The organism is Actinomadura nitritigenes (assembly GCF_017573545.1).
GTDB lineage: Bacteria > Actinomycetota > Actinomycetes > Streptosporangiales > Streptosporangiaceae > Spirillospora > Spirillospora nitritigenes.
Map to the genome: position 1 here is coordinate 263361 of NZ_JAGEOK010000006.1, position 12831 is coordinate 276191.

Annotated in this window: 11 protein-coding genes; 9 read left to right on the forward strand and 2 right to left on the reverse strand. The window is 73.7% G+C overall.

All coding sequences use genetic code 11. The annotated features are described in order from the left end of the window. Positions 1 to 16 precede the first annotated feature (16 nt). From tmk to J4557_RS11135, 8 genes are all read left to right on the forward strand, one after another. Entirely contained in the window at positions 17 to 2146 is a 2130-nt protein-coding gene (tmk, locus tag J4557_RS11100; RefSeq protein ID WP_208266397.1) for a dTMP kinase, read from the forward strand. An 83-nt stretch (positions 2147 to 2229) separates the two neighbouring features. Then, a complete protein-coding gene (locus J4557_RS11105) occupies positions 2230 to 3372 on the forward strand; it encodes a DNA polymerase III subunit delta' (RefSeq protein ID WP_208266398.1) in 1143 nt (380 codons plus the stop codon). A gap of 218 nt (positions 3373 to 3590) precedes the next feature. Continuing rightward, positions 3591 to 5294: a S8 family peptidase gene (locus J4557_RS11110; protein ID WP_208266399.1), complete on the forward strand. Its 1704-nt coding sequence runs from the start codon at positions 3591 to 3593 to the stop codon at positions 5292 to 5294. A 105-nt stretch (positions 5295 to 5399) separates the two neighbouring features. Further along, entirely contained in the window at positions 5400 to 5879 is a 480-nt protein-coding gene (locus J4557_RS11115) for a low molecular weight protein-tyrosine-phosphatase (RefSeq protein ID WP_208266400.1), read from the forward strand. A 1-nt stretch (position 5880) separates the two neighbouring features. Continuing rightward, positions 5881 to 6741: a fructosamine kinase family protein gene (locus J4557_RS11120; protein WP_208266401.1), complete on the forward strand. Its 861-nt coding sequence runs from the start codon at positions 5881 to 5883 to the stop codon at positions 6739 to 6741. Positions 6742 to 6851: 110 nt separating this feature from the next. Then, a complete protein-coding gene (locus tag J4557_RS11125) occupies positions 6852 to 7907 on the forward strand; it encodes a TolB-like translocation protein (RefSeq protein WP_243775567.1) in 1056 nt (351 codons plus the stop codon). 63 nt (positions 7908 to 7970) lie between these two features. Next, complete coding sequence (locus J4557_RS11130) at positions 7971 to 8801, forward strand: PSP1 domain-containing protein (RefSeq protein ID WP_208266503.1); 831 nt, start codon at positions 7971 to 7973, stop codon at positions 8799 to 8801. Between the two features lie 55 nt (positions 8802 to 8856). Continuing rightward, positions 8857 to 9210 (forward strand): hypothetical protein, encoded by a 354-nt coding sequence (locus J4557_RS11135; RefSeq protein WP_208266402.1) that lies wholly within the window; start codon positions 8857 to 8859, stop codon positions 9208 to 9210. A gap of 79 nt (positions 9211 to 9289) precedes the next feature. On the opposite strand, the gene J4557_RS11140 is transcribed toward J4557_RS11135, so the two are convergent. Next, the gene (locus J4557_RS11140) at positions 9290 to 10720 is read right to left on the reverse strand and encodes an MFS transporter (RefSeq protein WP_208266403.1); all 1431 of its coding nucleotides are present in this window, start codon (positions 10718 to 10720) and stop codon (positions 9290 to 9292) included. A 152-nt stretch (positions 10721 to 10872) separates the two neighbouring features. Between J4557_RS11140 and J4557_RS11145 the strand changes: the two genes are divergently transcribed. Then, positions 10873 to 11694 carry a GNAT family N-acetyltransferase gene (locus J4557_RS11145; RefSeq protein WP_208266404.1) on the forward strand — a complete coding sequence of 274 codons (822 nt, stop codon included), beginning with the start codon at positions 10873 to 10875 and terminating at the stop codon, positions 11692 to 11694. Positions 11695 to 11711: 17 nt separating this feature from the next. On the opposite strand, the gene J4557_RS11150 is transcribed toward J4557_RS11145, so the two are convergent. After that, positions 11712 to 12830: a fatty acid desaturase family protein gene (locus tag J4557_RS11150; RefSeq protein WP_208266405.1), complete on the reverse strand. Its 1119-nt coding sequence runs from the start codon at positions 12828 to 12830 to the stop codon at positions 11712 to 11714. Between the last annotated feature and the right edge of the window lies 1 nt (position 12831).

A 12831-nucleotide genomic window follows, 5' to 3' on the forward strand; every position in this document is an offset into this window, starting at 1 on the left:
CGATACCCTGACCGACATGACCAGAACGGACGCCACTCGGCCGCACCCCGCCGCGCCGCAGCCAGGTGCCACGTCGCTCTCCGCCGCGGCGGGGACGTTCCGGCGGCTACGGCTCGCGCTCTCGGCGTCCGGCCTGGGCCAATGGCTCACGGTCCCGGCGCTGTCGGCGATGGCGGTGCTGCCGGAGGACGACACCGGGGCACGGCTGCGGGCGGTCGGCGGCGTGCTGGCGCTGCTGGTGCTCCCGGCGGTGCTGCTCGCGCCGCTCGTGGGGGCGCTCGCCGACCGGATCGACCGGCGCCTGGCGCTGCTGATCGCGGACGGGCTGCGGTTCGTGGTCGTCCTGACGGTGCCGCTGGTGGACGCGCTGCCGTGGACGCTGGCCGCCGCGTTCCTGGTCGGCTGCCTGTCGCTGCTGTGGACGCCGGCGGCGACCGCCGGGCTTCCGGCGCTGGTCTCGGACGCGACCGTGAGCGCCTCCGCGGGCGGGGCCGTGGTGGCGCGCGGCGCCCCCGAGGACGACCTGCGCGCCGGCGCCCGCCGCTCGGCGGCGCGGGCCGCGTTCGGTCCCGCGCCCTTCGCCGCGCTGGCGTTCGCGCTGCTCGCCCTGATCGCGAACGCCGCGCTCGGAGCGTCGCACCGCGCCGACCTCCCGCTGTACGCGACCGCGGTGGTGTTCGCCGTCTCGGCCGCGCTGACGGCCCTGGTCAGGGACGTCCCGGCGACGGAGCCGATCACGGTTCCGGCGCCGCTGAAGCTGCTCTTCCAGGGCGCCGGGCTCGACCGCGCCGGCCGCGGCCTCGGCCTGGCGATCGGCGGCGCGGTGCTCGCCGCGAGCGCGATCGCCGCCGTCGCCCGGGTGCACGCGGGCGAGCTGGGCGGCGGGGACGCGGGCTACGGCGCCGTCCTCGCCGGGCTCGCCGCCGGGCTGGCGTCCGGCCTGTTCCTCGGCCCGCGCGTCCTCGGCCCGTTCAGCCGCCGCCGGCTCCTCGGCCTCGCGGTGATCGCCGCTGCGCTGCTGCTGATCGTGGCCGCGCTCGTGCGGAACCTCGTCGTCGTGGCGTTCGTGACCGCGTTCCTCGGCGTCGCCGCCGGGGCCGCCTGGTCCACCGCGTCCGCGGCCGTCCGCGGGCTCGGCGCGCCGGACGGGGAGGCGCCGGGCGGCGACCGCCCGCGCGCGTTCCGGCGGTCGATCGCGCTCGTCGTCGTGCTGGTCTCGGTCGCGGCCGTCCCCGCGGTCGCGGGCGCGCTCGGCTCGCACCGGATCGACGTCGGCGACGGCTACGATCTCGACGGCTCGATGTCCGCGCTGCTGATCGCCGCCGTCCTCGCCCTGGTCGCCGGGGCCGTCGCCTACCGGAGGCTGGACGACCGGCGCGGCATCCCGCTCGTCGCGGACCTGCGGGCCGCGCTGCGCGGCGAGGTGTACGTCCCGCCGTCGCAGGTCGCCGAGCCGGAGCCGGTCCGCCGCGAGCACGGCGTGTTCATCGCGTTCGAGGGCGGCGAGGGCGCCGGCAAGACCACCCAGGCGCGGCTCGCCGCGATCTGGCTGCGCGACCACGGCTACGACGTGGTCACCACGCACGAGCCGGGCGCCACCAAGATCGGCATGCGGCTGCGCGCGATGCTGCTGGACCGGGACACCACCGGGCTGTCCGACCGGGCCGAGACCCTGCTGTACGCGGCGGACCGCGCCGACCACGTCGCGAACGTGGTCCGGCCCGCGCTGGAGCGCGGCGCGATCGTGGTGAGCGACCGCTACCTGGACTCGTCGCTGGCCTACCAGGGCCACGGACGGCGGCAGCCGGTCGACGACATCGCCCGCGTCAACGCGTGGGCGACCGGCGGCCTGCTGCCCGACCTGACCGTCCTGCTGGAGGTCCCGCCGGCGGACGGGCTGCGCCGGCTGTCGGCCCCCGCCGACCGCATCGAGTCCGAGCCGCAGGAGTTCCACGAGCGCGTCCAGGCCGGGTTCCGCGCGCTCGCCGAGGCCGATCCCGACCGGTACCTCGTGCTGGACGCGAGCCGCCCGCAGGCCGAGTTGAGCCGGGAGATCCAGTACCGCATCCGCGAGATCCTGCCGGACCCGATCCCGGCCGGTACCGAGGACGCGACGAGCACCTTCCCGGCGATCACGGACGTCTAGCGGCGCGTCCGGGCGCGCGGCGCCGCCTCCACCATGGGCGGACGCGTCCCGGCGGAGGGCGCGCAGCCCTTAGCCTTGTTCACATGAGCGTGTGGGATGACCTGGTGGGGCAGGCGCCGGTCGTCGAGCAGCTGTCGTCGGCGGCCGCGGGGACCGGCGGCGGGATGGCGCACGCCTGGCTGTTCACCGGGCCGCCCGGGTCCGGGCGGGTGACCGCCGCGCGGGCGTTCGCGGCGGCGCTGCAGTGCACCGAGACGCCGCGCGGGTGCGGGCACTGCGCGTCCTGCCACCAGGTCCTGCAGGGGACGCACGCGGACGTCGAGGTGGTCCGCCCGCAGGGGCTGTCGTTCGGGATCAAGGACGCTCGCGCGCTGGTGCTGCGGGCGTCGTCGTCGCCGAGCGGCGGCGGCCGGCAGATCGTGCTGTTCGAGGACGCCGACCGGGCCACCGAGGGCGCGGCGAACGCGCTGCTGAAGGCGATCGAGGAGCCGCCGCCGCGGACGGTGTGGCTGCTGTGCACCCCGTCGGCGGAGGACCTGCTCGTGACGATCAGGTCGCGGTGCCGGCAGGTGACGCTGCAGACGCCGCCGATCGCGGCGGTCGCGGACATGCTCGTCCAGCGCGACGGCGTCGACCGGGAGACCGCGGAGATCGTCGCGCGGGCCGCGCAGGGGCACATCAGCCGGGCGCGGCTGCTCGCGACCGACCCGCGGATGCGCCGTGTCCGCGACGGGGTGGTGGCGGTCCCGCGCCGGCTGACCGGGGTGAGCCCGGCCGTCGCGGCGGCGGAGATCCTGGTGAAGGCGGCGGAGGCCGAGCGGGACGCGCAGACGGTCGAGCTGAACGAGACCGAGACGTCGGCGCTGCGCAAGGCGCTGGGGGAGAGCGAGAAGGGGCGGATGCCGCGCGGGACGGCGGGCGCCCTGAAGGAGCTCGAAGGGCGGCAGAAGTCGCGGGCGACGCGGGTGATGCGCGACGCCCTGGACCGGACGCTGCTCGACCTGGCCTCCTACTACCGGGACGTGCTGGCGCTCCAGCTCGGCGCGGGCAGCGACCTGGTCAACATCGAGCTGGGCCCGGAGCTGCGGACGGCTGCGGCCGCGGGCCGCCCGGAGGACACCCTGCGCCGCCTGGACGCGATCATGGAGTGCCGCGAGCGGGTCGCGGCCAACGTCAACCCGCAGCTGGCGTTCGAGGCGCTCACGCTCGCGCTGCGCACCGGCTGAGCGCCCCCGCCGCATCGCCGCGCGTCCCGGTCGCGTTCCCGCGCGGTCCGGCCGTGCGCCGGATGAGCACCGTTATTCGACAACTCGTCTTGGATTAACATAACTCGTCCCCTTTTGTTACAGATCTGTACGCCTCTCTCAACAGACGCACCCGTACCGTCTGCTGGCCATAGCACGCCGAACGAGGGCGAGCTCCCCCCATGGCCAGGAGGTCTGCTTTGCGGCGAGCCTTGATTTCCGCCGCGTGCGCCGTCGTCACCACGGCGGCGCTCGCGATTCCAGCGTCCGCGGCACCGGTCGGGCCGCGGGCGAAAGGCGAGGCGTCGGAGTACGTCGTCCTCTACAAGGACGGCGTCTCCCTCGGCAGGGCCCATGACGCGGTGAAGGCGGCCGGCGGTTCGATCGTCAAGGAGAACACCGATGTGGGCGTCGCCACCGTCCGGTCCGCGAATCCGGGGTTCGTCCAGGCGGTGATGCGGCAGGGCGCCCTCGACGGCGCCGCGCACAACCGGGTCATCGGCGAGGCCCCGAAGGAGAAGAAGGCCGCCGCGAAGGTCGAGAAGACCGTCGGCTCCCAGGGCCCGGTGGCGGTGAAGGGCAAGCCGTCCAAGGACACCGAACCGCTCGCCGACCTGCAGTGGGACATGAAGCAGATCCACGCGACGGCGAACGGGTCGTACAAGGCCGAGCCCGGCTCCAAGAAGGTCCTCGTCGGCATCCTCGACACCGGCGTCGACGGGAACCACCCCGACATCAAGCCGAACTTCGACCGCAGGCTCAGCCGGAACTTCACGCACGACATCCCCACCGACGCCGACGGCAACGTCCTGGACGGCCCGTGCGAGTTCAAGTCCTGCGTCGACCCCGTCGACTGGGACGACAACGACCACGGAACACACGTCGCGTCCGAGATCGCCTCCCCGCGGAACGGCCTCGGAACGGCGGGCGTCGCGCCGAACGTGACGCTGGTGAACCTGCGCGTCGGGCAGGACTCGGGGCAGTTCTACCTGCAGCCGACCGTCGACGGGCTCACCTACGCGGCGAAGCACGGCATCGACGTCGTCAACATGTCCTATTACATCGACCCGTGGCTGTGGAACTGCGCCGACAACCCGGCGGACAAGCCGGAGGACCAGCTCGAGCAGCGCACCATCATCCAGGCGACGCAGCGGGCGCTCGACTTCGCGCACCGGCACGGCGTCACGCTGATCTCCGCGGCGGGCAACGACTTCGTCGACTACACCAAGACCAACATCGACGACACGAGCCCGGACTTCCCGTCCTACCCCGGCGAGAAGCCGTACGAGCGGACGATCCCGGCGAGCTGCCAGTCGATGCCGTCCGAGGGGAAGCACGTCATCGCGATCTCGGCGACCGGGCCGAGCACCCGCAAGTCGTACTACAGCAGCTTCGGCAACGGGTACGTCGCGGTGGCCGCGCCCGGCGGCGACAAGGTCGACAACGCCGCCCAGCGGCCGGACGACCGCGGCGGCATCTGGGCCGCCTACCCCGAGCGCCTCGCCAAGGAGCGCGGCGAGCTGAACGCCGACGGCACGCCGAAGGTGTCGTACGTGATCCGCAGCTGCAAGGGCAAGACGTGCGCCTACTACCAGTCGCTGCAGGGCACGTCGATGGCGTCGCCGCACGCGGTGGGCGTCGCCGCGCTCATCATCAGCAAGTACGGGCACCGCGACCGCCAGGGCGGCCTCACCCTCGACCCGGACTTCGTGGAGTGGAAGCTGCGCGGCAGCGCCACGCCCAAGGCGTGCCCGAGCCCGAGCACCGTCGAGTACGTCTGGTACACGCAGTCCGGCGGAAAGTGGGTCAAGCACACCTCCACGCAGACCTGTGAAGGGTCCAAGGAGCAGAACGGGTTCTTCGGGAACGGCATCGTGGACGCGCTCCACGCCGTCCAGCGGTAGGCCCTCTTCCAACACGCGGCCCCCGGGACCCTCCCGGCCGGGGGCCGCGCCCGTTCCCGCCCGCCGCCGCCGTGAGCGTGCGGTGACCTGGGGCATGATGGGGCCATGCCGTACCGAGTCACTTTCGTCTGCACGGGGAACATCTGCCGCTCGCCGATGGCGGAGGCGATCCTGCGCCACCACGTCGAGGCCGAGGGCCTGGACGTCGAGGTCGACAGCTCCGGCACCGGCGGCTGGCATGTGGGCGACGGCGCCGACGAGCGGACGATCGCGGCGCTGCACCGGGCCGGGTACCGGTCGGCGCACATCGCCCGCCAGTTCGAGGACGGCTGGTTCGACCGCTACGACCTGATCCTCGCGCTGGACGAGGGGCACCGGCGGGCGCTGCGGTCGATGGCGCCGGACGACGAGGCGCGGGCGCGGATCCGGCTGCTGCGCGAGTTCGACCCGGAGGCGGGCGCCGACCTGGACGTCCCCGACCCGTACTACGGCGGCCGCGCGGACTTCGACCTGGTGCTGGAGCAGGTGGAGGCGGCGATCCCGGGCCTGCTCGAGGAGATCCGGGCCGGGCTGAAGGCCGCCTGACATGCCGGGCCCGGCCGATCTGCGGGAGCGCGTCGGGCGGCTGCTGGGCAGCCCGGTCGGGGCGGTCAGCGGCCTCGGCTCCAGCCACGCGTGGACGCTGCACCGTGCGTCCCTGGCCGACGGCCGCGAGGTGTTCGTGAAGGCCGCGCCCGACCAGGCGGGCGTGTTCGCGGCGGAGGCGGCCGGGCTGCGCTGGCTGGGCGAGGCGGGGCCGGACGCGCCCGTCCCGGCCGTCCTCGCGGCGGACGACCGCGTGCTCGTCCTGCCGTGGCTGCCGTCCGCCTCGCCCACCCGGGAGGCCGCCGAACGGTTCGGACGCGAGCTGGCCGCCCTGCACACCGGCGCCCGTCCGGACGCCTACGGCGCGCCCTGGGGCGGGTTCATCGCCGACCTGCCCCTGGACAACACCCTCGACGGCCGCGGCTGGCCCCGCTGGTACGCCGAGCGCCGCCTCGAGCCGTTCCTGCGCCGCGCCGAGCGGCACCTGTCCCCGGACGACGTCCGGCTCGTCGAACGGGTCATGGCCCGCGTCGAGGACCTCGCCGGGCCGCCGGAGCCGCCGAGCCGCGTCCACGGCGACCTGTGGTCGGGGAACGTGCAGTGGACGGACGGCCGGGCGATGCTCATCGACCCGGCGGCCCACGGCGGGCACCGCGAGACGGACCTGGCGATGATGGCGCTGTTCGGGACGCCGCACCTGGACCGGATCCTCGCCGCCTACGACGAGGCGGCGCCGCTCGCGCCCGGCTGGCGCGACCGCGTCCCGCTGCACCAGCTGCACCCGCTGCTCGTCCACGTGGCGCTGTTCGGCGGCTCGTACCGCGCGTCCCTGGTGGAGGCGGCCCGTTCGGCCCTGGGCTGACATTACGGTCCGGCCCGGCGATCCACTAGGGTCGTTGCGCCTCGCGGCACCGGGCTCGGACTCGAAGTGGTAACTCCGCCCGTCCGGGCCGATGCCGCGCGGTATATGAAATGCCGAGCAGCGGAGAGGCGGTGCGGACCGACCCCATGGACGGCGGGAACGACGAGAGCAGGACCGGGATCCGGTTCCGGGAGGTATGGCGGACCGCCCTGCCGGTCAGCGTCGCCGCGGCCGCGGCGCTGTTCGCCGGCGGCAGCGTCGACCTGGTCCACCGGCACCAGCGCGAGGCGAACAAGAAGCACGACGCGGAGGCCGCCGCCGCCGACACCACGCCGGCCGCCCCGCACGCCGTCGTCGGCGTCACCCGCGCGGGCACCGCGCTGACCGTCCGCGACGCCCGCACCGGCGCCGCCCTCGGCCTGCCCGTCGCCGCCCCCGACGGGCGCCGCTTCCACCATGTCGCGGGCGACGGCGACTCCTACGTCGTCGCGTCCTCCGGCGCCGGGAAGGTCACGTTCCACCGGCTCAAGCTCGCCGCCGACGGGCGCCCCGAGTCCCTCACCGACATCCCCGCCGCGACGATCCCCGGCGCCTCCGCGCCATGGTCGGACCTGGCCGTGTCCGCCGACGGCGACCGCATCGCCTACGTCACCTACAAGGGCGCCCGCGCTCGCGTCGACGTCGTCTCCGCCCGCACCGGCGCCCGCAAGACGTGGACGACGGGCTACCCCGCCCGCGTCAGCAGCCTCTCCTGGGCCGGCGACACGCTCGCGTTCGTGTGGAACCCCGTCCGGCGCGCGGGCGGCGGGTACACCGAGGTCCGCCACGAGTTCCGCACGCTCGACACCCGGGGCGCCGCGGGCGACCTCAAGGCCAGCAAGCCCGTCGCCGCCCTGCCCAAGGGCACGACCAGCGCGGTCCTCAGCCGCGACGGGAAGACCGTCGCCGCGGGCGTCGCCCAGCGCTCCGTCGCGTCCGTCCAGGCGTACTCGACGGCCACCGGAAAGCCGAGCCGGGTCGTCTGGAAGCAGCGGCTGGACGGCCTGATCACCGGCCTCGACACCGGCGACAAGGGCAGGCTCCTGATCACCGGCGGCGACGGCCGCCTCTACGCCGAGGGCGCCGGCGCGCTCCCCGGAGCGGATCTCGCCGACGCGGCCTGGTGATCTCCGCCCGGCTCCGCCGTACAGTGGACGCACGAAACCGGGCGAACGGAGCGAACCGTGGGCATGGTGATGGCCGTCAGCTTCACCCGTTACGGACGGCTCTACTACCTCGACCCGGGCCCGCACACCCCGAAGGTCGGCGACAAGGTCCTCGTCCCGACCGACGGGGGCCCTGAGGTCGCCGAGTGCGTGTGGGCGCCGCAGTGGGTGTCCGACGACATCGGCGGCCTGCCCGAATGCGCGGGCCCCGCCACCGACGAGCACCTCGCCCGCGACGAGACGAACCGCCGCCGCCGCGCCGAGGGCCGCTCGATCGCCAAGCGCCTCATCCGCCGCCACGAGCTGCCCATGAAGGTCATCGGCGTCGACTACCTCGACACCGACAACGTCTTCAAGATCTACTTCACGGCCCCGCACCGGGTCGACTTCCGCGCCCTGGTCCGCGACCTCGCCCGCAACATCAAGGCCCGCGTCGAGCTCCGCCAGGTCGGCCCCCGCGACGAGGCCCGCCTCCAGGGCGGCATCGGCCCCTGCGGCCGCGACCTGTGCTGCGCCACCTTCCTCAAGGACTTCGAGCCCGTCTCCGTCCGCATGGCGAAGGAGCAGGACCTCCCCGTCAACCCCCTCCGCATCGCCGGCGCCTGCGGCCGCCTCATGTGCTGCCTGAAGTACGAGCACCCGCTCTACACCGAGTTCAAGGAGAAGGCGCCGCGCCTCGGCGCGAAGGTCTCGACCCCCGAGGGGGACGGCCAGGTCATCGGCTACAACGTGCCCGGTGACCGGATCACGGTGAAGGTCGGCTCCCGCCGCTGCTCCTGCCCGTCCGCCTCCGTCTGCTCCCCCCGCCAGCAACACGACGCCCACTACAACTCAGGCGACGACCCCGTCGACTGACGCCTCCGCACCGATCGAGGCCCCTGCCGGGCCTGACGCACTAGGGGAGCAGGTCGTGGCGCTCTGGGTGATGTTCTCCGAGCTCGGTCTCATAGAACTACTGGCGTTGCGCGAGGGAAAGTGGCTGGGCTACGGGGCCTCCCTCGTGTACGGCCTGATCTGGGTCGCCGTCGCCTTGGGATGGCTGGCCGTGGCCCACGGCAAGATGGGCCTCTCGGGAGAGAAGGCCGCGATGGTCCCGGCGATCACGCTGACCTGGCTGATCGTGTGCACCCTCGGACGGCCCCTGCTCATCTTCGACCTGGCGGACGGCCCGAAGGCGCCTCGCGGACTCGCCGGCCGCATCCTCATCAACCAGGTCCTCTTCATGGCCGGGATCATCGTCATCATCGTCGTCGCCTCACTATGACCCCGTGCCCTCCGGCATGCGGCCGCCCCGGCATGCGGCCGCCCCGGCGGGTGGCGCCGGGGCGGACGGTTCGGGTGGGTCATGGGCGGGGCGGCTTCGGGAGGAGTTGGGCGAGGGCCGCGGTGGCGGTGCAGAAGCCGATGATCGGCAGCAGGCCCGCCTCGAACGCGTCGGCGACGTCCGCCGGGAGCGGGTGGGCGCCGAGGACGTCGTAGAACACGATCCCGACGACCGCGACCCCGACCGCGCCGCCGACCTGCTGGAACGTCGACAGGACACCCGCGGCCGACGCCGCGTGCCGCTCGCCGACACCGGCCAGGACGATCGCCGACATCGGGGCGAGGACGAGGCCCATGCCCGCGCCGGCGAGGGCGAGGCCGGGGATCAGCCACGCGACGCCGCCGTCCTGCGCGATGCCGTCGATCAGCAGCAGGCAGCCGGCCGCCTGGACGGCGGCGCCGAGCGCGAGGACCTGCCGGCCGATCCGGGCCGCGATCGCTCCGGCGCGGGTCGAGGCGGCGAAGTAGCCGGCACCGAGGGCGGTGAACAGCAGGCCCGACTGGAGGGCGCTGAGGCCGCGTCCCTGCTGCAGGTAGAGGGCCAGGTAGAGGAAGAACGACGCCATCGCGAGCTGGTAGGCGAGGGCGATGCCGACGCCGACGGTGAAGGCGCGCTCCCGGAACAGCGTCGGGGCGATCAGCGGGGCGCCGCTGCGCCGCTGCCACAGCGCGAACGCGGCGAGCAGGACGGCCGACCCGGCGAACGAGAACCAGGTCCATTCGGGCCAGCCGAGCCGGCGCCCCTCGATCAGCGGCAGGACGAGCGCGACGAGGCCGAGCGTGACCAGCGCGGTCCCGGCGAGATCGAGCCGGGTGCCGCGGGCGGCGGGGGTGGCCGGGACGGTGCGGCGGACGAGCGCGACGGTGGCGGCGCCGATCGGGACGTTGATCAGGAAGATGCTCCGCCAGCCGCTGCCGAGGACGTCCGCCTGGATCAGCGCGCCGCCGATGAGCTGCCCGAACACGCCACCGAAGCCCATCGTGAGGCCGTAGGCGGTGAACGCGCGGACCCGTGCCGCGCCCTCGAACGCGCCGTTGATGATGCCGAGGACCTGCGGCATCAGCATCGCCGCCGCGACGCCCTGCGCCACCCGGGACGCGATCAGCGCGCCGGGCGTCGGGGCGAGGCCGCAGGCGAGGGACGCGACGGTGAACGCGGTGAGCCCGGCGGCGTACATCCTGCGGCGTCCGACCATGTCGCCGAGCCGCCCGCCGGTGATCAGCCCGCCGCCGAGCGCGAGCCCGAACCCGGCGACGACCCACTGCGTGGCGGCGGTGCCCGCGTGCAGGTCGCCCTGGATGTCGGGGATCGCGACGTTGACGATGAAGAAGTCGAGCGTGGTGATGAAGATGCCGATGAGCAGGACCAGCAGTCCGGCGCCCGGCGCGGCGTGCGCGGGCGCGCCGTCCTGCGGCCGCCTGCCCGCTCGCGGTGTCGCGGTGGTTGACAAGGGATCTCCCCGGTTCGTCCGTCTCGGTGCGTGCACCACGACGATCTCCCGCGGACGGTCATCGGGTCGATGACGTGAGGGGTAATGCGTGGCGTGAGGGGCCGCGCAATCCAGTTGAGACCGGGCCCGGTGACGTCCTAGCGTCGCGTCCCATGGATTCACCCGTGCGGCGGCTCTCGATCGACGACCTTCCCGCGTGCCAGCGGCTCGCCGCGGACCGCGAGTGGGGGAAGGAGGACCGCAAGTGGCGCTTCCTCTTCTCCGTCGGCGACGTCTACGGCATCGACGACGGGAACGGCGGCCTCGCCGCCACGGTGGTGTCGACGCCGTACGGCAAGGACGTCGCGGCCATCAGCATGGTGCTGGTCGCCAAGCGCTACGAGCGGCGCGGCCTCGGCGCCCGGATCATGCGCCACGCGATGGACGAGGCGGGGACGGCGAGCCTCTGCCTGACCGCCACCGCGATGGGCCGCCCCCTGTACGAGCATCTGGGCTTCCGTTCGGTGGGGACCTGCACCACCTACACGGGCGAGGTCGACGGGCCGTCGCGGCAGGGGGTGTCCGTGCCCGCGACGCCCGCGGACATGCCCGCCGTCCGCGCGCTCGACGCCGAGGTGTTCGGCGCGGACCGGACGCAGGTCGTGGACGGGCTGCCGTCGTTCTGCGCGACCTTCAACGTCGTCCGCGACGGGTCCGGCATCGCGGGTTTCGGCGGCGTGTGGTGGAACGACGGGCGGGCCCTCGTCGGTCCCGTCGTGGCCCGCGACGAGGGGACCGCCCTGTCACTCGTGGACGAGATCGTCCCGCCGGGGCCGGTGCGTCTCGACATCGACCACCGGCACCCGGAACTGGTGGCGTGGGCGGAGAGGCGGGGGCTGAGCCCGTTCTTCTCGACCACGGTCATGGAGTACGGCGAACCGATCGCCAACGACCCGTCCCGGCTCTTCCTGCCGGTCGCCCAGGCCCTCGGCTAGGGCGACCGGGTAGGGGTTCAGGCGGCGACGGGTTCGCGGGCGGGGGGCTTCGGAGCGGGCTTCCGCTTCGGGGCCCCGCCCGGGAGGGCGTAGCGGAAGATCTTCTTCCAGGTGCTCGCGACCTGCTTCGTCAGCGAGCCGGTGTGGTACGGCAGGCCGTAGCGCGCGCACAGGTCGCGGACGCGCGGGGCGATCTCGGCGTAGCGGTTGCTCGGAATGTCCGGGAACAGGTGGTGCTCGACCTGATGGCTGAGGTTGCCGGTCATCAGGTGGAACAGCGGACCGCCGGTGATGTTGGCGGAGCCGAGCAGCTGCCGCACGTACCACTCGCCCCTGGTCTCCGCGTCGAGCGGGTAGTCCTCCTCGAACACGTCGACGTCGCCGGGGAAGTGCCCGCAGAAGATGATCATGTGGGCCCAGACGTTGCGGAGCACGTTGGCGGTGAAGTTCGCGGCCAGGGTGGACGCGAACTGCGGGCCGGTGAGCAGCGGGAACGCCAGGTAGTCCTTGCCCCACTGGCGGCGGATCTTGCGCCCGATCGCGCGCAGCTTCTCCTTCGTGAGCTCCTCGTCGTGGGTGCCCGCGCGGATCTTCTCGAGCTCCAGGTCGTGCAGCGCGACGCCGTACTCGAAGAACATCGCCAGCAGCAGGTTGTAGACCGGCTGCGGGATGTTGCCCCAGTGCCACGGCTGCTCGGGCGCGACGCGCAGGATGCCGTAGCCGACGTCGTTGTCCTTGCCGAGGACGTTGGTGAAGGTGTGGTGGACGAAGTTGTGCGAGTGCTTCCACTGCTCGGCGGGGGAGACGTTGTCCCACTCCCAGGTCGTGGAGTGGATCTTCGGGTCGCGCATCCAGTCCCACTGGCCGTGCATGACGTTGTGCCCGATCTCCATGTTCTCGAGGATCTTCGCGACGGCGAGCGTCGCGGTCCCGGCGAGCCAGGCGGGCGGCAGCGCGGACGCCATCAGCAGCGCGCGGCCGCCGATCTCCAGCCCTCGCTGCCAGCGGATCACCCGGCGGATGTAGTCCGCGTCGCGCTCGCCGAGGTCGGCGGTGACCTCGTCGCGGAGGGCGTCGAGCTCGCGGGCGATCGCGGCGTAGTCGGCGGGGGTGAGGTGGTCGGTCGTTGCGGGCATC

Bases quoted from the DNA above. Each gene is read 5' to 3' on its own strand.
- tmk (WP_208266397.1), top strand. From the start codon at position 17: ATGACCAGAACGGACGCCACTCGGCCGCACCCCGCCGCGCCGCAGCCA.
- J4557_RS11105 (WP_208266398.1), top strand. From the start codon at position 2,230: ATGAGCGTGTGGGATGACCTGGTGGGGCAGGCGCCGGTCGTCGAGCAG.
- J4557_RS11115 (WP_208266400.1), top strand. From the start codon at position 5,400: ATGCCGTACCGAGTCACTTTCGTCTGCACGGGGAACATCTGCCGCTCG.
- J4557_RS11120 (WP_208266401.1), top strand. From the start codon at position 5,881: ATGCCGGGCCCGGCCGATCTGCGGGAGCGCGTCGGGCGGCTGCTGGGC.
- J4557_RS11125 (WP_243775567.1), top strand. From the start codon at position 6,852: ATGCCGAGCAGCGGAGAGGCGGTGCGGACCGACCCCATGGACGGCGGG.
- J4557_RS11130 (WP_208266503.1), top strand. From the start codon at position 7,971: ATGGTGATGGCCGTCAGCTTCACCCGTTACGGACGGCTCTACTACCTC.
- J4557_RS11145 (WP_208266404.1), top strand. From the start codon at position 10,873: ATGGATTCACCCGTGCGGCGGCTCTCGATCGACGACCTTCCCGCGTGC.
- J4557_RS11150 (WP_208266405.1), bottom strand. From the start codon at position 12,830: ATGCCCGCAACGACCGACCACCTCACCCCCGCCGACTACGCCGCGATC.